The organism is Faucicola sp. SE7633, from assembly GCF_059264685.1.
Window position 1 is genome coordinate 65,551 of sequence record NZ_JCADBW010000009.1, and the last position, 24,935, is coordinate 90,485.

Annotated in this window: 20 protein-coding genes and 2 tRNA genes; 12 read left to right on the plus strand and 10 right to left on the minus strand. The window is 51.0% G+C overall.

All coding sequences use genetic code 11. The features are described from left to right. The first annotated feature begins 65 nt into the window (after window positions 1-65). From AC5L4R_RS05190 to AC5L4R_RS05200, 3 genes are all read left to right on the plus strand, one after another. Complete coding sequence (locus AC5L4R_RS05190) at window positions 66-353, plus strand: 2Fe-2S iron-sulfur cluster-binding protein (RefSeq protein WP_494473000.1); 288 nt, start codon at window positions 66-68, stop codon at window positions 351-353. Between the two features lie 199 nt (window positions 354-552). Then, window positions 553-2,439 carry an RNA polymerase sigma factor RpoD gene (rpoD, locus tag AC5L4R_RS05195; RefSeq protein ID WP_494473001.1) on the plus strand — a complete coding sequence of 629 codons (1,887 nt, stop codon included), beginning with the start codon at window positions 553-555 and terminating at the stop codon, window positions 2,437-2,439. Between the two features lie 171 nt (window positions 2,440-2,610). Then, complete coding sequence (locus AC5L4R_RS05200) at window positions 2,611-2,949, plus strand: YbeD family protein (protein ID WP_494473002.1); 339 nt, start codon at window positions 2,611-2,613, stop codon at window positions 2,947-2,949. Window positions 2,950-3,022: 73 nt separating this feature from the next. Here the strand turns inward: AC5L4R_RS05200 and AC5L4R_RS05205 are convergent, their stop codons facing one another. From AC5L4R_RS05205 to AC5L4R_RS05225, 5 genes are all read right to left on the minus strand, one after another. Next, window positions 3,023-4,270, minus strand: a complete 1,248-nt coding sequence (locus AC5L4R_RS05205) for a saccharopine dehydrogenase family protein (protein WP_494473019.1) — start codon at window positions 4,268-4,270, stop codon at window positions 3,023-3,025. 230 nt (window positions 4,271-4,500) lie between these two features. Further along, window positions 4,501-5,688 (minus strand): carboxynorspermidine decarboxylase, encoded by a 1,188-nt coding sequence (gene nspC, locus AC5L4R_RS05210; protein ID WP_494473003.1) that lies wholly within the window; start codon window positions 5,686-5,688, stop codon window positions 4,501-4,503. 242 nt (window positions 5,689-5,930) lie between these two features. Beyond that, window positions 5,931-6,017: transfer RNA gene (locus tag AC5L4R_RS05215), tRNA-Leu, on the minus strand. A gap of 19 nt (window positions 6,018-6,036) precedes the next feature. Next, window positions 6,037-6,121, minus strand: a tRNA-Leu gene (locus tag AC5L4R_RS05220). 178 nt (window positions 6,122-6,299) lie between these two features. Next, on the minus strand, window positions 6,300-7,322 hold the full coding sequence (locus AC5L4R_RS05225; RefSeq protein ID WP_494473004.1) for a protein kinase domain-containing protein: 1,023 nt from the start codon (window positions 7,320-7,322) through the stop codon (window positions 6,300-6,302). A 223-nt stretch (window positions 7,323-7,545) separates the two neighbouring features. Between AC5L4R_RS05225 and rimO the strand changes: the two genes are divergently transcribed. The 7 genes from rimO (at window position 7,546) to ispC (ending at window position 14,742) form a co-directional block, all read left to right on the plus strand. Then, window positions 7,546-9,057 carry a 30S ribosomal protein S12 methylthiotransferase RimO gene (gene rimO, locus AC5L4R_RS05230; protein WP_494473005.1) on the plus strand — a complete coding sequence of 504 codons (1,512 nt, stop codon included), beginning with the start codon at window positions 7,546-7,548 and terminating at the stop codon, window positions 9,055-9,057. A 26-nt stretch (window positions 9,058-9,083) separates the two neighbouring features. Then, window positions 9,084-9,989, plus strand: a complete 906-nt coding sequence (locus tag AC5L4R_RS05235) for an urea transporter (RefSeq protein WP_494473006.1) — start codon at window positions 9,084-9,086, stop codon at window positions 9,987-9,989. Between the two features lie 253 nt (window positions 9,990-10,242). After that, window positions 10,243-10,974, plus strand: a complete 732-nt coding sequence (gene pyrH, locus AC5L4R_RS05240; protein ID WP_494473007.1) for a UMP kinase — start codon at window positions 10,243-10,245, stop codon at window positions 10,972-10,974. Window positions 10,975-11,035: 61 nt separating this feature from the next. Then, window positions 11,036-11,590 (plus strand): ribosome recycling factor, encoded by a 555-nt coding sequence (frr, locus tag AC5L4R_RS05245; RefSeq protein ID WP_494473008.1) that lies wholly within the window; start codon window positions 11,036-11,038, stop codon window positions 11,588-11,590. Between the two features lie 82 nt (window positions 11,591-11,672). Beyond that, window positions 11,673-12,407, plus strand: a complete 735-nt coding sequence (uppS, locus tag AC5L4R_RS05250; protein WP_494473009.1) for a polyprenyl diphosphate synthase — start codon at window positions 11,673-11,675, stop codon at window positions 12,405-12,407. Between the two features lie 95 nt (window positions 12,408-12,502). Next, complete coding sequence (locus tag AC5L4R_RS05255; protein ID WP_494473010.1) at window positions 12,503-13,357, plus strand: phosphatidate cytidylyltransferase; 855 nt, start codon at window positions 12,503-12,505, stop codon at window positions 13,355-13,357. A 191-nt stretch (window positions 13,358-13,548) separates the two neighbouring features. Then, window positions 13,549-14,742, plus strand: coding sequence for a 1-deoxy-D-xylulose-5-phosphate reductoisomerase (gene ispC / locus AC5L4R_RS05260; RefSeq protein WP_494473020.1), 1,194 nt, complete (start codon window positions 13,549-13,551; stop codon window positions 14,740-14,742). Window positions 14,743-14,811: 69 nt separating this feature from the next. On the opposite strand, the gene ilvC is transcribed toward ispC, so the two are convergent. The 3 genes from ilvC to AC5L4R_RS05275 all read right to left on the minus strand — a co-directional run bounded on the left by ilvC (window position 14,812) and on the right by AC5L4R_RS05275 (window position 18,141). Beyond that, complete coding sequence (gene ilvC, locus AC5L4R_RS05265; RefSeq protein WP_494473011.1) at window positions 14,812-15,834, minus strand: ketol-acid reductoisomerase; 1,023 nt, start codon at window positions 15,832-15,834, stop codon at window positions 14,812-14,814. A 100-nt stretch (window positions 15,835-15,934) separates the two neighbouring features. Beyond that, window positions 15,935-16,426, minus strand: a complete 492-nt coding sequence (gene ilvN, locus AC5L4R_RS05270) for an acetolactate synthase small subunit (protein WP_494473012.1) — start codon at window positions 16,424-16,426, stop codon at window positions 15,935-15,937. Next, complete coding sequence (locus AC5L4R_RS05275) at window positions 16,426-18,141, minus strand: acetolactate synthase 3 large subunit (RefSeq protein WP_494473021.1); 1,716 nt, start codon at window positions 18,139-18,141, stop codon at window positions 16,426-16,428. Before AC5L4R_RS05275 ends, ilvN begins: the two co-directional genes overlap by 1 nt. A gap of 821 nt (window positions 18,142-18,962) precedes the next feature. Here AC5L4R_RS05275 and AC5L4R_RS05280 point away from each other — a divergent pair. Further along, entirely contained in the window at window positions 18,963-19,442 is a 480-nt protein-coding gene (locus tag AC5L4R_RS05280; protein WP_494473013.1) for a DUF4124 domain-containing protein, read from the plus strand. Between the two features lie 11 nt (window positions 19,443-19,453). After that, window positions 19,454-20,854, plus strand: coding sequence for an MATE family efflux transporter (locus AC5L4R_RS05285; protein ID WP_494473014.1), 1,401 nt, complete (start codon window positions 19,454-19,456; stop codon window positions 20,852-20,854). 109 nt (window positions 20,855-20,963) lie between these two features. On the opposite strand, the gene AC5L4R_RS05290 is transcribed toward AC5L4R_RS05285, so the two are convergent. Both AC5L4R_RS05290 and AC5L4R_RS05295 read right to left on the minus strand, forming a co-directional pair. Continuing rightward, the gene (locus AC5L4R_RS05290; RefSeq protein ID WP_494473015.1) at window positions 20,964-21,851 is read right to left on the minus strand and encodes an OmpA family protein; all 888 of its coding nucleotides are present in this window, start codon (window positions 21,849-21,851) and stop codon (window positions 20,964-20,966) included. Window positions 21,852-21,926: 75 nt separating this feature from the next. After that, window positions 21,927-24,935: YadA family autotransporter adhesin (locus AC5L4R_RS05295; protein WP_494478032.1), on the minus strand; the 3,009-nt coding region annotated here is incomplete at its 5' end.

Here is a 24,935-nt window from a genome sequence, read left to right on the forward strand (position 1 = left end):
CCTGCCCTTAATCGCCCATGCCATATGACCTTGCGCTTAGGCAATTAGCGATAAACCTTATAAACATGGCATGGATTTTTTACCCCTTGGCTGGTCTGACCACGCAGCAATTTTATCTACACCAAGGTGAGACGCTGCTTGCAGGGCTATTGCGCGTGGGCGTCAAGGCGCGGTATGAATGTCGGCAAGGGTATTGTGGGGTGTGTAAGGTTCGATACCACAAGCGCACTGCCGACACGCGTATCGACTACACCGTGCCGCCGCTGGTGATGTTGGCGGATGATGAGCTGTTACCGTGTTGTTGTCGGGTGCAAGGCGCATTAGCCGTTGATATCGCGGCCGCTGGTTGTTAGTCGCTGCTATTGCCATATTTTTTGCAGCGTTGGTCAGCGTGTTGTGGTCATCTTTTTGGCAAAAACTTTTAACCAAACCTTGAAATTGCCTGTATTCGCCCCATCATTTTACCATTGCCGCCTAACCGCCCGTTGTATTGGGGTATTGTTAGGCTATAAGTATTTGCTAAGATTTTCATAACAAAGGTGTTTTTACTTCATGAGCGAACATTCTACCTCTCAACTGGCGGAGCTGATTCAGCTGGGTAAAGAACAAGGCTACTTGACGTATGCTGAGATTAACGACAAATTACCCGAGTCGGTCATCGAAAGTGACCAGATTGATGACATCATCCAAACGCTCAATGACGTGGGCATTTCGGTGTACGATGTCGCGCCCGATGAAGATGACATCATGCTGGCTAACAGCGGCGGTGAGGATGAAATCGCAGCAGATGAAGCGGCGGCGGTGTTGGCATCGGTCGAGTCTGAACCGGGGCGCACCACAGATCCTGTGCGCATGTACATGCGTGAGATGGGTACGGTAGATTTGCTGACCCGTGAGGGTGAGATTGCGATTGCCAAACGCATTGAGGCAGGCATCCGCGATATGCAATACGCGATGACGTTTTGGCCAGGTGCGGTTGAGTGGGTATTAGCAGAATATCAGCAGACCTTTGAGGGTGAAAAAAAGATATCCGACATTATCGCAGGTTTTCTTGACCCCGATGACAGCGATGAACCCGTGCTCTCTGACGCTGAACCTGAATTACCCGTGCTCTCTAGCACCAAAGCTGCCGACGATGATAATGACGATGACGACAGCGCGGATGACGACCCCGAAGACGATACCGACAACGATGATGACAGCAGCGACGGGGATGAAGTCACGGGACTTGACCCTGAAGAGGTCAAACAACGCTTTGAGCAGTTGATTGCCTACCATGCAGCGGCGCAAGCAGCGATTGACGCGCACGGGCGTATAAGCGATGAAGCACAAGCGGCGATTGAAGAATTGGCAAATTATTTTCGCCTCTTCAAACTCAGCAGCCGCGTGTCCGATGGCATCATGCAGATGATGCGTGACACCTATGAAGACGTGCGCAACCATGAACGCTATATCATGAAGTTGGTCATTCGCCGCGGTAAGATGTCACGCGATGAATTTCGCAACACCTTCCCCGACAACGAAACCAATTTAGACTGGCTGCCCAACCGTATCGCCGAGCGTCCCGAGAATGCCGACAGCCTTGAGCGCGTGGTCGATGAGGTGCTGCTGTACCAAGGGCGGATTCGTGACTATGAACAGCGGTTGGGGCTACAAATCCGCGACATGAAGCCGATTGCGCGCAACATGTCCACAGGTGAAGCCAAGGCGCGCCGTGCCAAAAAAGAGATGGTAGAGGCCAACTTGCGTTTGGTGATTTCGATTGCCAAAAAGTACACCAACCGCGGTTTACAATTCTTGGATTTGATTCAAGAAGGCAACATCGGTTTGATGAAAGCGGTGGATAAATTTGAATATCGCCGTGGTTATAAGTTTTCTACCTATGCCACTTGGTGGATTCGTCAAGCCATCACGCGCTCAATTGCCGACCAAGCGCGCACCATCCGCATCCCCGTGCACATGATTGAAACCATCAATAAAATCAACCGTGTATCGCGTCAGTTGTTGCAAGAAATGGGACGCGAGCCTACACCTGAAGAATTGGGCGCGCGCCTTGAGATGGATGAAGCCAAAGTGCGCAAGGTGCTAAAAATCGCCAAAGAGCCGATTTCGATGGAAACACCGATTGGTGATGACGAAGACTCACACTTGGGCGACTTTATCGAGGACTCAAGTATCAGCAGCCCCGTCGATGAAGCCACCGCACAGGGTCTTAAAGAAGCCACCCGTGAGGTGCTGGCAAACTTAACCGAGCGTGAAGCCAAAGTATTAAAAATGCGCTTTGGTATCGACATGGCAACTGACCACACGCTTGAGGAAGTTGGCAAGCAGTTTGATGTCACCCGTGAGCGTATTCGTCAAATTGAAGCCAAAGCCTTGCGCAAGCTGCGCCATCCATCGCGCTCCGAGCACTTGCGTTCATTCTTAGAAAACGACTGATAGCGCGCTGTCCACCCCTTGACTGCCTACCAAAAGGAAGCCGCGGCTTCCTTTTTTATGGCATATTTTATCGCAGGGTTTTTGGCAGCCCATCAGGCTTGTACTTGAAAAACCGCTGTCCTGCCCCATTGATAGCAACACTTACAGTTTTTAAGAAAATTTGAGGTAACCATGAACGATAAAACCGTAAACCTAACCGCCATTGACAGCGCGCGCCCGCAAATCGGCAAAAAAACCGACATCCAAAACCCTGAGTTGTGGCAATTTCCCATGGATTATCCGCTCAGCATCATCGGGCACGAGGGCAAAAAAGATGAACTGCTTGATGAAGTCAAGCTGATTTTAGGCGGCTTGTTTCCTGAATTTGATCTTGCCAGCTTGACCTTGCAACCTTCACGTACGGGGCGATTTCATTCTGTACGCGCCAATGTGTACTTGACCGAGGCCGAGCAGGTCAATCGCTTGTATCAAATGCTTGATGAAGCGGCAACCGTGCGCACTGTGTTGTAATTAAAAAAGAAAAAAAGCGTGCCCAACTTGAGAGCACGCTGTTTGTTAGCCTAGTGCTGGCTAAGCGGTGGGCTTAAAATTCCAACACACGGTCGCCATCGCGGTCTTGAATGCGCGTTACCAGACCCATGGTGTTGAGTAAATTGATAAACGGCTTGGGATCAAGCTCTTCAACATTGACCATGGTGCGGCTATCCCACGTGCCTTGTGCCACCAAAATCGCAGCGGCGACGGGCGGCACACCTGCGGTGTATGAAATACCTTGGCTACCCACCTCACGATACGCGTCTTGGTGGTCTACCACATTGTAAATAAACACCTCCGCGTCTTGCCCATCGCGTTTGCCGCGGATTTTATCCCCAATGCAGGTCTTGCCCGTATAGTCTTTGGCAAGCTCGCTTGGGTCAGGCAATACCGCTTTGACGACTTTGAGCGGCACGACTTGCTGCCCTTCGGCCGTGGTGACAGGCTGCTCAGACAGCAAACCCAAATTGTTGAGTACGCTAAATACGTTTTTATAATGCTCGCTAAAGCCCATCCAAAAACGAATATTGGGCACATCCAAATGTTTGTGTAGCGAGTGAATTTCATCATGTCCGCTTAGGTAGCTGTCTTGCACGCCAACCACGGGCAAATCGTCGGTGCGTTTGACCTCAAACATGGCATTGGTCTGCCATTGGCGGTTTTGCCATGAATACACCACGCCCGTGAACTCACGAAAGTTGATTTCAGGGTCAAAGTTGGTCGCAAACCAACGTCCATGGCTGCCTGCGTTGATGTCAATGATGTCAATATCGCTCACGCTGCCTGCGTCAAACATGTCCACACCTGCGCGCGCATAGGCATTGACCACGCCGGGGTCAAACCCTGCGCCCAAAATCGCGGTGACACCGTTTGCCGCGCACGCGTCTTTGCGCTGCCACTCGTAGTTGGCGTACCATGGTGGGGTTTCGCAAATTTTATCGGGTTGTTCATGAATGGCGGTGTCAATGTACGCTGCGCCCGTGTCGATACAGGCTTGCAATACCGACATATTGACGAACGCTGAACCAACGTTGATGACGATTTGGCTATGCGTGTCGGTGATGAGACGCTTGGTTGCTTCAATATCAAGCGCATCTAGCTGATAGGTGGCGATGGCTGCAGGAACTTTGAAGCTGCCACGCTCGGCAACATCCGCGGCAATCGCGTCGCATTTGGCTTGGGTACGTGCTGCAATGGCGATATCACCTAGCACGTCGTTGTGTTGGGCGCACTTGTGGGCAACGACTTGTGCCACACCGCCTGCGCCAATGATTAATACGTTTCGTTTCATGTCAATCCTTTATTTTCATGCGTCGGTGTGATGTGCGCCAAGACGCGCGTTACATTTTTACTGAGGCTAAATCACAAGACCACTGGCTGTATCAAGCCACCAGCCGTATCTAGCCTGCCTCACACCCACTAACCAAAACAAGCTCGGGCAAACAAGGAAGCGAACAAAACCCGAACCGCCCACTGGCTATACACTAGCCAATCTATCCACTCAACATGCTGATTTAAAGCAGCATGTCAAGACAGGTTATGCTTAAAATCCTCATAACCAAACTGGCGCACCACTTGATAGCGCCCATCTAAGTGCCGAATGACAATCGCAGGCATGGCAACACCATTAAACCAGTTCTTTTTGACCATCGTATAGCCTGCCATATTGGCAAATGCCACACGCTCGCCCACCGCAAGCTTGCGCCCACCCAAATCGTACTCGCCAAAAATATCGCCTGCCAAGCAAGATTTGCCGCAAATCAACGTGTGGTGCTCACCAACACTTGGCGCAATATCGACAGTCTCTTGCCCGATTTGTGCCAATGCCGCAGATTCACGATAAATCAGCAAATCCAGCGCGTGCGCCTCGGTCGCGCTATCCACAATCGCCAAGTCTTTTTGATTGTGCAGCACATCAAGCACTGTGGTGTGTAAAGTGGTGGTTTGTGTGATGCTTGCCTCACCCGGTTCAAGATAAATCTGTACGCCGTAAGTTTGGCTAAAATCACGCAGACGCTGGGCGAATTGTTCTAGCGGATAATCAGGCGCGGTAAAATGGATACCGCCACCAAGGCTTACCCAATCAAGCTTGTGCAACAACGCGCTATAACGTGCCTCAATGTCAGCAAGCATACTATCAAAGCGGTCAAAGTCACGGTTTTCACAGTTGTTGTGAATCATCACGCCTGAGATGGTCGGCAGATTGGACAAAAAAACGTTGATATCGCTTTCACCCAAGCGGCTAAACGGACGCGCAGGGTCAGCAAGGTCAAACGATGAGCTGCTAATTTGTGGATTAAGCCGTAGCCCAATCGGCATATCAGGCTTAAGCGTTTGTACGCGGCTGCCAAAGCGTGCCAATTGACTGGCTGAATTAAAGATGATTTTATCACCATAGCCGATGACATCGTCAATCTCAGCATCGCTATACGCCACGCTATACGCATGGGTCTCACCGCCAAACTGCTCTTTGCCCAGACGCACTTCATTGAGTGATGATGATGTGGTGCCATCCATCGCTTCGCGCATCAGGTCAAACACCGACCACGTGGCAAAACATTTAAGCGCCAGTAGCACTTTTGCGCCCGATAGCGTGCGCAAGCGCTGCATGATTTGCATATTATGTTGCAAACGCGCGCTATCAATCAAATAAAATGGCGTGGGGATGGTATGGATATCGTCAATCATCGAAGCGGTAGGCACAGGTTGGGTCATGATGGCGTTGAATTTCCTCACAAATTTTAGTCACGATTGGCGGGCGTATTGTAGCGCAGTTTGCTGGTTTTGGCGAATGTTTTACCTTGTATTACTTTTCTTTGCACACAGCAGAAAACAAAACAGCCTAAACGGGTTAATATCAATATCTACCAATTTTGGTTTAGTCTTTTTCTGTCGTGGGCAGAGATTACGTTTATAGAGACGAAAAAAAACCCTTGCTAAACAAGGGCTTTCTGTAATGGTACCAGTGGTCGGACTCGAACCGACACGCTTTTAAGGGCATCGGATTTTGAATCCGACGTGTCTACCAATTTCACCACACTGGCATAAGCGGTGCTTAAAATATGGTGGGGACGGAGAGACTCGAACTCTCACACCTCGCGGCGCTGGAACCTAAATCCAGTGCGTCTACCAATTTCGCCACGTCCCCGTTGTCTGTACTGCGACGTTTGGTTCAGCTTGCTTGAATCTAGCGCGTTGTGACTTGCGCTTTGTGTTGCTTGCTGTCCGTCTCAGTGGTTGCTTATTATAGTTATTTCCAAAACCATTGCAAGCACTTTTTTTAATTTTTTGCATTTTTTTTGCTATTTTTGCTCAAAATGGGCAAATTAGGCCAAAATTTGTGCAATAGCCAACAAATTTTGACGATTATCGGGGCGTTTTGCCATCAAATCGTGGATAATCTGCTCTACTTGGTCAATGCGTCGATGGTTGAATGTGATATCATCGGCAAAACGCGCGTCTATGCGTGGCATGATATCGGGTAGTGGTGCGTTTTGATGGACATTTGCCCATTCTCGGATGCTGGCGGCAGCAAACGGGCGCGTGTTGGTGAATAATTCAAACAGTATCACACCGACGCTGTAGGCTTCTTGTGCCGCGTTGGGCGGCGCGCCAAAAAACCGCTCGGGTGCCATGTAGGCAGGCGTGCCTGCGGTGGTGGTTGGCGGCAGCGTTTGGTCAGACGCGCCAGACAACACTTGAGCCAACGCAAAATCCAATACCACCAGCCGCTGATGATTGGGTGAATATAAGATATTGCTGGGTTTTAGGTCGCCATGCAGTGCGCCCAACGCATGTAGCGCGGTCACCACTTGGCATAGCTGCTGGGCGACGCTTCGTGTTTGGGCAAAATTTAGCGTTTGTTGGTCAAGCAGTTGGCGTAAATTTGGCGCAGGGTAGTACGGCATCGCGAACATCCGCTCATGCGCGGCATGGGGTGCGGTGTCATCAAACAGCAGCTGTGCCACCCCTGCCTGCCTGATGGCAGATTGGCTGCTATGGTTGGCGCGGTTTTTATTGCATGGCAGACGCTCACCCAATACAGGGACAGCAAGTGACTGACAGGCGCGCAGCATGGCAATTTCATGGTCAAATTGTGCCCGATTGCGCGCATCAGCGGTTGGCATGATGGTTTTGATGACCAATGGTAGCTTGAACCATGCTTGACGGCGGCTGTGTTTGGCGTGATGGTCGTTAGGATAACAATTTGCCACAACCTGCCATAGCCTGACATGGTTGAGCGGTGATTGGTGTAGGATTTGCCAGTTGGTATATACTGCACGGTACTCTATGCCACTGATGGCAAGGCAATCGGGCAAAACGGGGCGCGTTGGTGAGGGTGTGGGCATTGACAACGACGATGATTTTGATAAAAGCTGGGTGTCTGATGCAGGCTGTTTAATAATAACGCCACGGATTTTAACACGCTTGAGTGGGATTTTTTAAGGCTGCCACGCTAGGGGCTAACAAGGGCTGAGCCGCCTTAACGGTTGGATATTATTAAAAAAATTTGGCAAAACAGGCAAAAAAACGTTACAATATGCGGTTATTTTAGCACAGGACAAGCCTATTATGCCAACCGAACCTCGTTTGTATGTGCCCACTGCTGCAACCACCCATCAGCCTGCGCCAAACCCCAACCAAACAGGCTATCACCACCAAGCCAACCACAACCAAAACCGCGATGTTGCCGATAGCGCTGTGTTTGCCCATACAGACAAAGCCGCGCTCAAAAAAGCTGCGCCAAAGGTCGGTTTTGTGTCGTTAGGCTGCCCCAAAGCGTTGGTCGATAGCGAACGCATTATCACCCAACTGACCCAGCAAGGCTATGACGTGGCTGGCGATTACCACGGCGCGGATTTGGTCGTTGTCAATACGTGTGGTTTTATCGAATCGGCGGTGCAAGAATCGCTTGACGCGATTGGTGAGGCGATTGAGCACAACGGCAAGGTGATTGTGACAGGCTGTTTGGGTAAAGATGCGGCAAAAATCCAAGCCATGCACCCTGCTGTGCTTGCGGTGACAGGCGCACACGCGTATGACGCGGTTGTTGATGCGGTCAATCACCATTTGCCCAAACCTGCGTCCGTCAAAGAATATGACCCAAAAATTGACTTGATCAACGCCTGTGGCGTCAAGCTTACGCCCAAGCATTATGCGTATGTCAAAATCAGTGAGGGCTGCAACCATCGCTGCACGTTTTGCATTATCCCAAGTTTGCGCGGTGATTTGGTGTCGCGCCCGATTGACCAAGTGATGAATGAGGTATCGGCGTTGCAACGCGCGGGGGTCAAAGAGTTGCTGATTATCTCGCAAGATACCTCAGCATACGGTGTGGATCTGAAGTACAAAACCAGTTTTTGGCAAGGTATGCCGCTGCGCTCGAAGTTTTTTGATTTGTGCCACGCGTTGGGGCAACTAGGCCGCCCCGATGCGCCGCTGTGGGTGCGCTTGCATTATGTGTACCCTTATCCGCATGTAGATGATGTGGTGCGCCTGATGGCACAGGGCAAGATTTTGCCCTATTTGGATATCCCATTTCAGCATGCCAGCCCGTCGGTGCTAAAGGCCATGAAACGCCCTGCCCACAGTGAAAACACGTTGGCACGGATTCAAGCATGGCGTGAGATTTGCCCCGATATCGCCATTCGCTCAACGTTTGTGGTCGGTTTTCCCGGTGAAACCGAAGCGGATTTTGCGTACTTGCTTGACTGGCTTGAGCAAGCGCAGCTTGACCGCGTGGGCGCGTTTACTTATTCAGACGTTGAGGGCGCGGTGGCAAACGATTTGCCCAATCCTGTGCCCGAGGCGGTAAAACAAGAACGCTATGCGCGTTTGATGGCATTACAACAGCGTATTTCTGCCAAAAAACTGCAACAAAAAGTCGGCAAAACCTTGACGGTATTGGTTGATGATATTGATGCCGAAGAGAATATTGCGATTTGCCGCAGCTATGCCGACGCGCCCGAGATTGACGGCCATGTGTACGTCGATAATATTGACGCGACGGTCAAAATCGGTGACTTTATCACGGTGACGGTTGATGAGGCCAGCGAGTATGATTTGTTTGCCCGTTTTGGGTGACGTTTTTTTGATTTTGGCTTGTCGCTATGATATCCCCAACGAACACGCAACAGACCACCCCACCGACAGCCCTGCCACTGACGTTGGCACGTGGAATCGGACAAATCATGCTACAGGGCAACGGCTGGACAGGGCTGCTGTTTGTGCTTGGGCTGTTGGTGGGTAACTGGCAGGTGGCGGTCGGTACGCTGCTTGGTGTGGTGGTCGGTACGCTGACCGCGTACGCGCTGCGCTTTGATGGCAACGCTATTGCCAACGGTCTGTATGGCTTTAGCCCTGCGTTGGTGGGCGCAGCCGCGGTGTTTTTCTTTGGTTTATATTGGCTGGCGTTGATGCTGGGCGCGGTGGGTGCGGCTGTGGCGGCATGGCTGCAACACGCCTTGGCACAGCGCAAGGTGGCGGCTTATACCTTGCCTTTTGTGTTGGTGGCGTGGGTTTTGCATGTTGTGGGCGCTTATGGTTTGGGTTTGTCCAGCGCACCAGACGTGCGCCCGTTGTTGGATGTGCCGTTTGGCGCGTTGGCAGCCTTGCTAAACGGCGTTGGGCAGGTGATTTTTCAAGGTGCGCCTGTGGCAGGTTTGCTGTTTGTCGTGGGTTTGGCACTGGCAGGTGCGCTGCCTGCGGCGGCAGGGGTGCTGGGCGCGCTGGTTGGTATATTGCTTGCTATACTGACAGGACAGGCACAGGCGGATATTGCGCTGGGCTTGTTTGGCTATAACAGTGCGTTGGCCGCGATTACACTGGCAGGGCAGCCTGCGCGTGCGGCATGGCGTGTGGCAGGTTGGGCGGTGATTGCGGCGGCGGCGGCGTTTGCTTGGCAGTTATTGCTAAGCCAGTTTACTTGGCTAAGTGCGCTTGGTGGGGTGCTAACCTTACCGTTTGTGCTGGCGGTGTGGCTGGTGGCAGGACTGCGGCGCGTGATGGCGCATTGATGGTGGTTAAAGCCGATTTTGACGTGGCGCTTGATGCAAATTATCACGTAGATTTTGATGCGAGCATGGGGGGGGTCATCGCTGCATCGACCACCCTGCAAAGGGACAATAACGTTTTACTACACAGTCAATACGCGTAAGACGCTGTTAAACGGCGGACAAATTTGCTAGAATTTGCGCATTTAGCCAATGCTTATAGCCATTTTTTCATTTATTTTTTTGTCTACCTATAAAAAACCCCATCGAGGTCACTATGTCTGATAAAGCTCCCCGTTACAACCGTATTTTACTTAAACTCTCTGGCGAAGCGCTGGCAGGCAAAAACGATATGGGCATTGATTCAGACGTACTTGACACCATGAGTCTTGCCATCGCGCATTTGGTCGGCTTGGGCGTACAGGTCGGTATCGTGGTCGGTGGCGGCAACTTGTACCGCGGCAGTCAATTGCAAAAACAAGGCTTGGTTGGGCGGGTGACGGGCGATCAGATGGGTATGCTTGCCACGGTGATGAATGGGCTTGCGCTGCGTGACGCGCTTGAGCGGCGCAACATCAAATGCCGCTTGATGTCTGCCCTACCGATGGGCGAGGTCACCGAAAACTACAGCAGTCGCAATGCCATCCGCCACCTAAAAAACAACGAGGTGTGTATTTTTGTGGCAGGCACAGGCAATCCGTTTTTCACCACCGATACCGCCGCGTGTCTGCGCGGTATTGAGATTCAAGCGCATTTGATTTTAAAAGCCACCAAAGTCGATGGCATCTACACCAAAGACCCAAGTCAGTTTGATGATGCGCTAAAATACGATGAGCTGACATTTGACCAAGTGCTTGATCAAAAATTGGGCGTGATGGATTTGACTGCCATTGCGTTGTTGCGTGAGCACAATGTGCCGCTACAAGTGTTTGATATGAGTAAGCCCAATGCGCTGCTACGCGTGGTGATGGGTGAGCCAGAAGGTACGCGCGTCTATCAACAGGCTTAATTTTGACCGATTTTAATTTTTTACTTAACTGACCCATTCATTTAACCACAAGGATTTTACCATGATTCACGACATCAAAAAGCAAGGCGAAGACAAAATGCAAAAAGCGGTTGATGCGCTGGATACCGCTTTTAGCAAGCTGCGTACAGGCCGCGCCCACCCCGGTATTTTATCCAGCGTGACGGTGTCGTATTACGGCTCTGATATGCCATTAAACCAAGTTGCCAGCATCAACGTCGAGGATTCGCGCACATTGGTGGTGCAGCCGTTTGACCGCAGCATGGTGCAAGCGGTGGATAAAGCCATTCGTGAATCAGACTTGGGGTTAAACCCCATCTCTGCCGATGTCATCCGCGTGCCGCTACCTGCCTTGACCGAAGAGACGCGCAAGGACATGCAAAAATTGGCGCGTGCTGAAGCAGAAGAACGCCGCGTGTCGGTGCGCAATGCACGCCGTGATATGAACAACCAGCTTAAAGCGTTGGTAAAAGATAAAGAAATCTCTGAAGACGATGAGCGCCGCGCCAATGACGATATCCAAAAAATGACCGACAAATACATCGACGCGATTGACAAAAAATTGGCGGCCAAAGAAGCCGAGTTGATGGAAGTTTAAGCGTCGCCACGCAAAATAAGCGGCGCGTTTAGAACCCATAAAGTAAGAGTGATTTGCGTTGAGTAAGCGACCTACCCTGTCGATGTCAGCAGTATTGCCACGGCACATCGCCATTATCATGGATGGCAACAACCGCTATGCCAAAGCACACAAGCTGCCGACGGGGGGCGGGCATTTGGCAGGTAAGGACTCACTTGACCCGATTGTTGAGCACTGTGCGCGGCTCGGGATTGAGGCCTTGACCGTGTTCGCGTTTTCCAGTGAAAACTGGCAACGCCCTGCCGATGAAGTGGCTTTGCTGATGCAGCTATTGACGCAAAGCATCCATGAGCAGTTGCCGCGTATGCAGCGTTATGGCATGCAGTTACGGTTTATTGGTAATCGTGCGCTGCTGTCGGCAGATTTGCGCACGCTGATGGCAGATGCCGAACGCCAAACCGCGGCGCACACGGGCATGGTTTTAAGCATTGCCGTCAGTTATGGGGGGCAGTGGGATATTACCCAAGCCTGCCAAACACTGGCACGGCAGGTGCAAGCAGGCTCACTGAATCCTGCCGATATCACACCCGAACGCTTGGCGGCGCATTTAGCGTTGGCGGATTTGCCTGCGGTGGATATGCTGATACGCACAGGGGGCGATTATCGCATTTCTAACTTTTTGTTGTGGCAATGCGCGTATGCGGAGCTGTTTTTTAGCGATACCTTGTGGCCAGATTTTGGCACGCAAGAGCTTGATGCGATGTTGGCGGATTTTGGCAGCCGTGAGCGGCGCTTTGGCAAGACCAGTGAGCAGGTTGGTGCTATCCGCGCGCGCTAGACTTTAGCCACAAGCTTTTAGGCAAGAGTGGTTTACTTGTTTGACTTCTTTAAATATTTTTCGTCCAGTCATCACCAACAACATGGGAGCAAACTATGTGGCAACGCATCCGCACAGCCATTGTGCTGTTGATTTTGGTTGGGGTTGCTATGTTTGCACTGCCCTCGCCTGTGTTGATGCTGCCGTTGTTGCTGTTTGCAGCCGCGGTAGCAGGCTTTGAATGGACCAAAATCAGCGCACCTCCTGCCGAAAATGCGCAACCTGTGGCTCGCCAACGTACCCAATACGGCTATATTTATGCCACGGCAACGCTATTGGCGACGGCGCAAGCGCTGTGGTTTGCTCCTAGTTGGGTGATTTTGTGGGTTGCTGCGTGTGTGGTGTGGCTGTTGGTCATTGGCTGGGTCAAGGCATACCCTGAAAATATTCAACGTTGGTACCATCCGCAGCGTTTGGCAGTGCTCGGCGTGCTACTGATTGCCGCGACAATGACCGCAGTGTTCGCACTGTGGCAACAATCGCCGTGGCTGCTGCTGTATGTGTTCGTGTTGGTGTGGTGCGCTGACAGTGGCGCGTATTTTGTTGGGCGCAAGTTTGGGCGGCGAAAAATGGCACCTGTGGTGTCACCCAATAAAAGTATTGAAGGGCTCTTGGGTGGCTTGGCGGCAGGGTCATTGGTGGTGCTTGCGGTCGCGTTTGGGCGGTTTGGTGCGTGGTCAGGTTTGGCAATTGCGCTGTTTTTGCTGTTGTCGCTTATCACGATTGTGATGTCGGTGTTTGGTGATTTGTTTGAATCGATGCTCAAACGCCATGCAGGAGTCAAGGATTCGGGACGAATTTTGCCAGGGCATGGCGGTATTTTAGACCGTATCGATTCGCAACTGTCTGCTATGCCGATTTTTGCATTCGGTTTTTGGGCATTGCAGCATTTTTTGGGCGTGACGATTTGATTTTTTCTCCAAAATTTTAGCCTCTTGTTGGCTCATATGCTTCAATACAATGATTTTACACAATATATATCGATGCTTAACGGGCTAAATTTTCGCCAAATCAACTTGTTAGTAGCAACAATCCGCCTTCAAAATATCAGCCTTTAAAGTCTAAGCCGTTTAATAAGGAATAACGTACCGTGGAGCAACCGATAAAAAAACAAGTGGCTATTTTGGGCGCGACGGGCTCGATTGGCGACAGTACGCTGGCGGTAATCGCCGCCAACCCTGAGCGTTATGATGTGGTTGGTTTGTCGGGGCATTCGCGGCTTGATAAGCTGCTAGATTTGTGCCGTAAGTTTAGCCCGCGCTATGTTTGTGTGCCTGATACTGCCGCAACCGATTTTGCACAACAGTTGCAAGCGGCTGGCTTACGCGTTGAGATACTGGCAGGTGATGCAGGACTCATTGAGCTGGCAAGTCATGATACGGTTGATACCGTGGTAGCGGCGATTGTGGGTGCGGCAGGCTTGCCTTCAACGTTGGCAGCAGCAAATCATGGCAAAACAATTTTACTTGCCAACAAAGAAGCCTTGGTGATGGCAGGCGCGTTGATGATTCGTGCGGCGCAGGCATCGGGCGCACGTTTGTTACCGATTGACAGCGAGCACAATGCGATTTTTCAATGCCTACCACCTGCGGTACAAACCGAACGTGCGGTAATTCACGCACCAAGTCATGGCATCAAACGCTTGTGGCTGACTGCCTCGGGCGGGCCATTTTTGCAGCATAGCTATGCTGATATGCAAGCTGCTAGCGTTGCGCAAGCGGTCAAACATCCCAACTGGTCGATGGGGCAAAAAATCTCAGTCGATAGCGCGACGATGATGAATAAAGGACTTGAGCTGATTGAGGCAAGTTTTTTGTTTGATATGCCTGTTGCGCAGATTGATGTGGTGATTCATCCGCAAAGTATTATTCACTCGATGGTTGAATACACCGATGGCAGCATATTGGCGCAGCTTGGCACGCCCGATATGCGTACGCCAATTGCCCATGCCCTCGCCTATCCTGAACGTATCGATAGTGGCGTTGCACCGCTGGATATGTTTGCATTGAGCCAACTGACGTTTTTACGCCCTGATTTAGAAAAATTTCGTTGTCTGGCGTTGGCGTATGCGGCCATGCAAGCAGGCAGCGCGGCCTGTATCGCCCTCAATGCCAGCAATGAAGTGGCGGTTGCGGCGTTTTTGGCTCAAACAATTCGTCTAACCGATATCGCTGTGATAAATGACACCGTACTTGAGCAAACATCCTCAAGCGCGGCGGATGATTTGGCGGCAATTTTGGCAGTCGATGAACAAGCGCGCGCGCAGGCGAAAATAGCGGTCAAGGCATTGATGTAAGTTTTTTAGCTTACCCAAAAAACCGCCAGTTGGCGGTTTTTTTGTGAGGCAAATACTGCATCAAGAAGATTAGTTTTTGTCTTTATCGATGATTTTACCAGCAGCGATCCATGGCATCATACCGCGCAATTTTTCGCCTGTTTGCTCAATCAAATGATCAGCCGTTTGGCGACGGCGTGCCGTCATGGATGGATAGCCTGCCATGCCTTCGGTGATGAACATTTTGGCATATTCGCCCGATTGGATGCGTTTAAGCGCGTGGCGCATAGCTTCGCGTGAATGCTCATTGACCACTTCAACGCCTGTCACGTACTCACCAAATTCAGCGTTGTTGCTGATTGAGTAGTTCATATCGGCAATGCCGCCTTGGTACATCAAATCGACAATCAATTTGAGCTCATGTAAGCATTCAAAGTATGCCATCTCAGGCGCGTAACCTGCTTCAACCAAGGTTTCAAAGCCCATTTTAACCAGCTCAACCACCCCACCGCACAACACGGCTTGTTCGCCAAATAGGTCGGTTTCGGTTTCGTCTTTGAAGGTGGTTTCGATGATGCCTGAGCGTCCGCCACCCACGCCAGCCGCGTACGATAGCGCGACTTGTTTGGCTTGACCTGATGCGTCTTGATAAACGGCAATCAAGTCAGGGATACCACCGCCTGCGACAAATTCGCTGCGCACGGTGTGACCAGGGGCTTTGGGCGCGACCATGATGACATCCAGGTCTTGGCGTGGCGCGATTTGGTTGTAGTGGATGGCAAAACCGTGGGCAAACGCCAAGGTTGCGCCTTGTTTGATATTGGGCTCAATGACATCGCGATAAAGCTGTTTTTGGAATTCATCGGGTGTAAGAATCATGACCACGTCGGCATCTTTGACCGCGTCGGCAACTTCAGCAACGTTTAGCCCTGCATTTTCGGCTTTTTTCCATGAGCCTGAGCCTTGACGCAAACCTACGGTCACGTCCACGCCGCTGTCTTTGAGGTTAAGCGCGTGCGCGTGACCTTGTGAGCCATAACCGATGATGGCAACTTTTTTGCCTTGGATGATTGACAAGTCACAATCTTTGTCATAAAAAATATTTAACGCCATGGCGTACTCCTTTGGTTGTTTATCTAGAATGATGTATCTAGAATGGTTTATTGATTTGGGCGATTGATTGTAGCCTGCCCGTTGGTTGTCAGGTTAAACCCTAAACCGCTAGGGTTTTTTCGCCTCGGGCAATCCCAATCACGCCCGAGCGCACGACTTCTAGCACTTTGTCACGCCCCACAACTTCAATAAAGCCGTCAAGCTTGGCAGCATCGCCTGTGATTTGGATGGTGTACAGCGACGGGGTGACATCAACGATTTGCGCGCGAAAAATATCCGCCGAACGTTTAATCTCCTCACGGTTGTTGCCTGTGGCGCGTACTTTGATAAGCATTAATTCGCGCTCAAGGTGCACGTTGTCGGTGAGCGTCGTCACTTTGACCACTTCAATCAGCTTGTGCAGTTGCTTGGTGATTTGCTCAACTTTGCTGTCATCGGCTATGGTGGTGAGCGTGAGGCGTGACAGCGTCGGGTCATCGGTGGGCGCGACGTTTAAGGTTTCGATATTATAGCCGCGCTGCGAGAATAACCCAACCACGCGCGACAATGAGCCTGATTCGTTTTCCATCAAAACAGAAATAAGGTGTTTCATTAGGTGCGCTCCCCTTTGCCTAGCCACATATCGCGCATGGATTGTCCCGCGATTTGCATCGGATATACGTGTTCATTGCGATCGACAATGACATCAATAAACACCAGTTTGTCTTTCATGGCAAGTGCACGCTTGAGCGCGTCATCAAGCTGTGCAGGGTCAGTGATTTTCATACCCACGTGCCCATAGGCTTCGGCAAGTTTGACAAAGTCAGGGATTGAGTCCATGTAAGAATGCGAATGCCGCCCTTCATAAATCATGTCCTGCCATTGTTTGACCATGCCAAGTTGGGCGTTGTTTAGGTTTAAAATTTTGACAGGTAAGTTGTATTGCAAACACGTGGACAGCTCTTGGATATTCATCTGAATTGAGCCTTCGCCTGTGATACACACGACATCGCGCTCAGGGAATACCAATTTTGCGGCCATGGCATACGGCAAGCCTACGCCCATGGTGCCAAGGCCACCTGAGTTTAGCCATTGGCGCGGCTCGTTGTATTTGTAATACAACGCGGCAAACATCTGATGCTGCCCAACGTCTGAGGTGATAATCGCCTTGCCGTCGGTCAGCTCGTATAAGCGCTCGATGACGTGTTGCGGCTTCATCATGTCGCTGTCATCGGTGCGATAGCGCAGGCCATGCCGCTTGCGCCATTCATTAATTTGTGACCACCAGTCATGCAGTGCAGGTTGGTCAAGCTGCGCGTCGGTTTCTTTGATATGGGCTAACATCTCGCCCAATACGGTTTTGACATCGCCCACAATCGGCACATGCGCATTGACGGTTTTAGAAATTGACGCAGGGTCAATGTCAATGTGGATGATTTTTGCCGATGGGGAAAATTTTTGTGGGTTGTTGGTGACGCGGTCATCAAAGCGCGCACCAACCGCCAAAATCACGTCGGCGTTGTGCATGGTCATGTTGGCTTCATAGGTGCCGTGCATACCAAGCATACCCAAAAACTGACGGTCAGACCCCGGAAATGCGCCCAGACCCATCAAGGTATTGGTCACAGGTAAGTTTAGTCGATGGGCAAGCTCGGTGAGCGCTTCACTGGCGTTGCTGGCAATCACGCCGCCGCCTGCGTACAGCACGGGGCGTTTGGCAGATAACAACAGCTCAATGGCTTTACGAATTTGTCCAGAATGCCCCTTGATGGATGGCTGGTATGAACGCATATTGACCGATTCGGGAAATTCGTACAAATAACGCTCATTGGGCGCGGTTTTGTCTTTTGGGATATCGATGACGACAGGACCTGGGCGGCCAGAACGCGCGATATAAAACGCTTTGCGCACGATTGTGGGGATGTCACGCGGATCACGGACTTGAAAACTGTGCTTGACCACGGGGCGTGAGACACCGACCATGTCGGTTTCTTGAAACGCATCATCACCAATTAAGTTTGACGGAACTTGCCCTGAGATGACCACCATTGGAATAGAATCCATAAACGCCGTGGCAATCGCCGTGACCGTATTGGTCGCGCCTGGCCCTGATGTTGCCAAGACCACACCGACCTCGCCTGTCACGCGCGCGTAGGCATCTGCCATGTGCCCTGCTGCTTGTTCGTGACGCACCAAAATATGGTCGATTTGGTCTTGTTTGAACAGCGCGTCATAAATATGTAGCACTGCCCCACCTGGATAGCCAAAAATGTACTTAACACCTTCATCAATCAAGGCTTGTACCAACATCTCCGCGCCAGACATCATCACAGGTTCACCCTGCGCGGCAAGCTGGGTTTTTTCGTCAAAATGCGGTGCGGCGTCCGCTGAATGGTTCGCCCCCGTCATACTTGGGGTTTGCGTGGTTTGTATCACAGTCATCACCTTTTGCTTGCATGGCTGCGTCAGTCATTGAGATCAGCGCAGCAGGTTTGGTGTGTACTGGTTTTGCGCGTCTTTTAGCATGCGTGTGCTGATATCGGTTGAAAACTGCGATAACCACACCCGATGCTGACAAACCGACCCCATGGCCCAATAGGCTCGGATGGCGACAGTGTTGCTAAAATGAACGGTGCATCAAACAAACTGTGCAAATTTTTGCAAGATGGTGTTGGCTACTTGAAGTCTTTGCTAACCGATAAGTCACGTTGCACGGCGCGGTATATCGGCATCCTGCCTAACACCTTGCTTGACAACAACAACGATAAATCAACCAAATGCGTCGCAATACCACATGCTTGGCGTTTGGCGTTTACCAAATAGCCCTGACGGTAATCACAGGCTATCGACCAGTAGTTTGGTTATAGTGTGCTTATTTTGGGATGAAGTCAAGCAAAAAAATTCTCATTATTAAATAACTTTTATTTATGCCTCTTATATCAGCTAAAAATATACGATTTAAGCCCGTCTTGTGGTTTGCCTATCCTGCAGCGTATGCGCTATTTTGGCGATTTTATCGCAAGTTTTTGCCAACCACCGTGGGCTGTGCTAATCTTGCGCTAGATTAAGCGTGTGTCAAAGGCGCTGGCATTTTGCCAACTGATATCCAACTTTTGTCAATCCTTTTTTCCAAGTTTAGTGAGACCATCATGCATCAGACCATCACCCGTATGCTATTGCTTGCCGTGTCGTTGATTGGCATGACGACCCATGCCGCAACCTATTACAAATGGACTGACCCAAACGGCGTGCCGCATTATAGCCAGTACGCGCCTACGCAAGGCGTGGATTTAAAAAAAGTGCAAGTCATCAACACGCGTGAAATGGCCATGCCGTCATCTAGCGGCAATACCAACACCAATAACACGGCGGCAAGCGGCGCACCTGAAACCAGCCAAACGCCCGAACAACGCCGCATTGCTGAGCTTGAGGCGCAAAATAAAGCCCAACAAAAAGAACAAGATAAAGAGCGCTGTAAAACCTTACAAGCCAATTTACAAAACATGAACGCAGGCGGACGCGTGTATGAGATGGCGCAAAACGGTGAGCGTAAATACCTAGATGGGCGTGAAATCGAGCTACGCCGTCAGCAAATTCAGCAGGCGATTAACCAATATTGTAAAGGTTAAGTAGCGTTTGTATGGCCGCGAACAATTTATCGTCACAACCGCCATGGCGACACGATGCGCGTCAGCTGGTGGCTTTGACCGTGCCAATTTTATGCACGCAAATTTGCCAATCGGGGCTTAGCCTTGTTGATACGATTATGGCAGGGCAAGTGTCGGCACGTGATTTGGCAGGCGTGGCGATTGGTGCAGGCGTGTGGCTGCCCGTGTTTTTGTTGTTGGTGGGTATTTTGCTATCCACCACGCCGCTGATTGGTGAGGTCATTGGGCAAAAACACGCCAATCAACATCATCAGGTGCGCTTTATCACCCAGCAGTCGCTGTGGCTGGCATTGGTGCTGGGTGTGATTGGTGTGAGTGCGGTCAATCAGTTGTATCGGCTATTTGGTGTGATGGGCGTACCCAGTGAGATTGCGCCGATTGCGCGCGAGTTTTTGCGCGGTATTTCGCTGGGCTTGCCTGCGGTGTGTGCTTATACGGCTTTGCGCTGCTATACAGAGAGCCTCAAACAACCTGCCGTGGTGACGGTGATTAGCTTGTTTGGGCTGTTGCTAAATATTCCGCTCAATTATTTGTTTATTCATGGTATTGCTCTCGGTGATCGGCAGTTATTGCCTGCGTTGGGCGGTGCAGGCTGCGGCTATGCGTCAGCGGCAACGTTGTGGCTTAATCTTATCATGTTGGGTGGGTATCTGAGCTTTACCCCAAAGCAAGCGTTTAGCCAAACGCGGTTTTATCGCCAATTTGCGCCGCCTAAGTTGGCGCAATTTGGTAGGCAGCTTGGCCTTGGTGTGCCGATTGGGCTGAGTGTGTTTTTTGAGGTCAGTGCGTTTAGCTTGGCTGCGCTGATTATCAGCCCATTGGGCGAGATTGCGGTGGCTAGCCACCAAGTCGCCATGACAGTATCAAGCCAGCTGTTTATGCTGCCGTTTTCGTTGGCAACGGCATTGACGATTTTGGTGTCCCATCGCTATGGTGCACAGGATTTTATCGCCTTGCGGCGCATGGCTTGGCTTGGTTTGGCGGTGGCGACTGCTTTGGCATTGGGCGGTATGAGTGTCATCGCGCTCTTGCGTGGCCAAATCCCTGCGTGGTTTAGTCATGACCCTGCTGTGATTGCGCAATCGACAACCTTGCTTTGGTTTGCCATGCTGTATCAGCTGGTGGACGCGTGGCAGGTGAATTTTGCAGGAATTTTGCGCGGTATCCAAGATACGACGATACCCATGGTGATTACGCTGATTAGCTATTGGTTGGTTGCAATTCCGTTGGGTTGGTATTTGACGCGGCACACAGCGCTAGGCGCGAGCGGATTTTGGCTGGCGTTGGTGACAGGATTATCCGTGGCGGCTTTGCTGCTTGGTTTACGGACGTGGCGACAACAGCGCATTTTGCGCCAAGCTTGGGCGGCTTAGTCTCACTTAATGACTGCCTTGTATCTACTGCCTAACGCCGAAGGTTTATGGTGAAACTGATAAAAAACCATCTGTTTAACAGATGGTTTTTTTAGGAATGATCAATAATTTAGCGTGGATACACCGTCACATCGACACCGACGCGGCGGTCTGGCTGCAAGCATTGAATGGCTTGTTGGCGCGGCATACTCTCGGGACATTGTGTTGTGATGGGTTCAGACTCACCCACACCCTGTGCGATAATAGCCGATGAAGGGATACCTTGTGCCATCAAGAATTGACGCACCGTTTGGGCACGCAGCTGTGATAGGTTCATGTTGTATTCAGCACTGCCAAAGCGGTCAGTATGGCCTGTGACCACCAAGCGCATATCGCCTTGCTCTTGATACTGACGCAGCTTATCGGCCAGCTGACGCAGCTGCTCTTGCCCACCTGGGAGCATATCTTGCGCACGCCATTTGTCAAAGGCAAATAGCGCATCAGCAGATAAGTCGATATGTTCTTTGACCACAGGTTTGGGCTCTACCACAGGCACAGGGGCAGCAGGCGCGACGATGACCGTGGGCGCAGCAACCACGGTGGTTTTTGGTTCAGCGTACGCCATACAGTCTACAGGTAGCCAGTAGAACGATTGCGCTTTATAGTCTTTGTCAAAAATCACCTTATATTGGCAAATTTTGATTGAGTTATCAGGCTGATAAAATTTAAAAATATAATCCCACTCATGCGCGCCATGCGTTTCGCTAAAGTGCGGGCGACCAATCAGCTGATATAAATCGTCTTTACTCACCCCTGGTTTGATTTTACTTAAGTTCTCCTGATTGGGGAACTGTCCCTCTTTTTGCCATGCTTTATTGAGGTCTGGAAAAATCAAATCAGATGGTTCAACTGTACCATCACGGGTCACTTGCTGGCTGATAGTATTGGTACAACCAGTCATTGCCAAACTGATAGCCAGTAGCGCGCTTAACTGATAACGGAGTTTTTTTGTATTCATCGATTTAGCCTTGTGATATCTTTTTAAGTGGATGAAAAAGTACCCACTCAACCTTAGGCTGAGTGGGACTTAATATTACCAATGGAAACCTGCGCCAACCGAGCCGCCTGCGTTGCCTTGGGTATCGGCTGTACCGCTAAGCTTGATGACCCAACGTCCATTATCCGACAAGGTTGAGATACCGACAGCAACCGCGCCTTCGCCGTTGTAGCTTGCCAAGCCGCCTGATACCATTGATTTACCTGGCAAGAAGGCTTGTGGCAAGGCAGCAGTTGCCATTGCTGCAGAAATACCCGCGTTGGCTTGGTCATGGACATCACCAATGCGATAGCCAAGCTTATTGACCGCGTTATTGACTTTGCCTTCTAAGGCCGATAGCTGACCGACGTTCACGGCATCGGTGACAGCGCGACCCGGTGCTACGTTGTGGATGGTGACAGGCTCATTGGCTTTACCGACCAATGTCACGTCATTGCTAACTACGCCGCCGTTTGGTGTGGTTGGTGTATCAGCGTTGCTATAACGCACGACACCTGCTGCACCGTTGTTGAGTTTGGTCAGGTCACCTTGCACTTGAGCCACGTTTTGGTTGGTGGCGTGCAACTGGCTACCATTGACGGCATCTTTACTGTCCGCACTGATGACACCAGCGGCAACGTTGGTGATTGTTTGGTCACCTGCGTTGATACCACGTTGGGTCACACTTGGGCCATTTTTGATGGTCAAGCCTGCGTGATTGACGACAGTATTGCCCGTGGTCAGGCTATCAGCCACCAAGTCTGGTGTGGTGGCGACGGTGACGTTGTTACCATCACGAGATACTGTGATGTTTTGACCTGCCTGCACATTTTGTACCGCGGTGTCTGCTTTGGCTAAACTTGCTTTACTTGCCGCGCTTAGATCTACAGCATAGTTGGTGATGTTGTTGCCTGCATCGCTATGGGTGACGGTGACAGCGTTTGAACCTGCACTGGTGCTTGTGCCGCGAGCATTGACGGTGTAAATATCTTGCCCATTTTCACCTGTGGATTTTGTCACACTGGCGATATTGGTACCTGCAACAATTTCGGTACGCGCGCCTGCTGCCGCTCCAGTAATGGCATTGTTTAGCTGATTGACATTAACTGCGTCAGTGCCATCAACGCCTGCGGCCACATTGATGATGCGATTACCGCCATTGTTCAGACCATTGGCATTTAAGACCACAGGATTATTACCGTTGTTGATGGTTACGCTATCAGCCACCAGATTTGGTGTGGTGGCAATGGTATAAGTCGTGCTACCGTCTGAGTTTTGGGTCGGTGCAACAGTGATATTTTGCCCAGCAGCAACTTTGCTGTTGGCTGCCGTGGCTGCTTGAGCGGCCGCTTGGGCGGCGGCACGCAACTGTGCGACATTGACCGCATCACTGTCTAATGAGCCTGCCGCGACATTGGTGATTTGGCGATTTGCACCATCACGACCGACCGACACCGCGCCTGCGCTGTTGGTTGCTGTGGCAATGATGGCATTTTTATCAGCTTGGCTGGCTTGCTGCAACGCAAACACTTGGCTGGTTGTGCCATTGCTAGCTTGTGTGATGGTAGCGCTGGTGGTGGTCACATCACTGCCTAGACCTGCACGGTTTGCCACTGAGTTTTCACCCAGTGCCACGCCGCCTGCCACATTCACCGCCGTGTTGTTACCTAAGGCAACCGCACCGCTGACATTGTTGGTTGCGTTGCCATCCGTATCTGCACCCAACTGAACATTATTACCCAAAACAAAGGCATTTTGCGTGGTGCTACCAATGCGGTTGTTATTACCCACAGAGTAACTATTATCACCATTGATGATACTTGGGTCGCCAATCGCGCCTGAGTTTTTACCCGTTACGATATTGCCTGTACCAATTGAGATAGACTGGCTGCCTACTGCTTGAGCGCGGTCACCGATAGCAATGGCTTGCTGACCGTTTGCCAATACTTGATTACCAATTGCTACTGCTGCGTCGCCATTAGCATCCGTTTTATAGCCGATTGCTGTTGATTTAGAGCCGTTAGCCTGCGATTGTTCATCGTTCGTACCGCGCTGACCACCAACACTACGCTCACCACCGTTAAAGTGAATGTACTTGGTGCCTTGCTCGTTGATGTTTTTAACCGCTGTTAAAACTGAGTTGGTTTCAACGGTGCCCGTACCCACCGCATCATAGGTGCGTAACGCCTCAGCAGCTGTCAAGGTAATAGGGGTTGTAGAATTGTCTGCATTGACAACCGTCAGCATTGAACCATCACCATCGACGACGTTACCATCAATATCTACACCACCAACGATTTGTTGAGTATTGCTAATATTGGTTTGTACTTGTGTCAAATCACCGATAGTAGCTGCATTGCTCCATTGGCTACTGCTGCTACCCTCATCTTTAATTTGGTTAAGCGTTTTACCTTGCAGACCACTGGCAACGTTGGTGATCAGCTTGCCACCGTTGTCAATGCCATCTTGGTTGATGGTGGTATTGCCTGCTTTGACACTATCAAACACCACATTTGGCTTGGTGGCTACGGTGATGTTGTTGCCGTCACGGGTGATGGCAATGTTTTGTCCGTCTAGCAGTTGAACGGTGTCACCGTTTTTAACCAAGCTTGCGGTGTCGCCATTGGTTTGTAGGTTGAAGCCTGCGTTGTTGATGGCGTTGGCTATGTCACCTGCTTTGACAAGGTTGTCTGGGTTGGTGGCATTGGTGTTGCCTTTGCCATCTGAGTTCAATGCGGTGGTGACGGCTGTTAGCTGGTTGTCGCCATTGACGGTAAGGGTTGTGCCGTCTGTTTGTACATTAACGTTGTAGGTGGTGCTGCCGTCTGGGTTGGTGTTTGTGCCGACCGTGGTCGCTGTGCCATCTTCTAGCTTGGTGGTGGCTGCCGCTGCCGCTTGTTGTAGCTGGTCTTCGGTCGCTGCTTGTCCACTTACGATGTTGTTTGGGTCAAACGTTTTGTTTGTCAAGCCGTTGATCTTCCCTGCGTCGCCTTCGATGCGGATGCCGTTGTTCGGTCCACCCACGGTGATGGCGCCTGGTTGAAGTACGGTGGCTTGTCCTGTGCT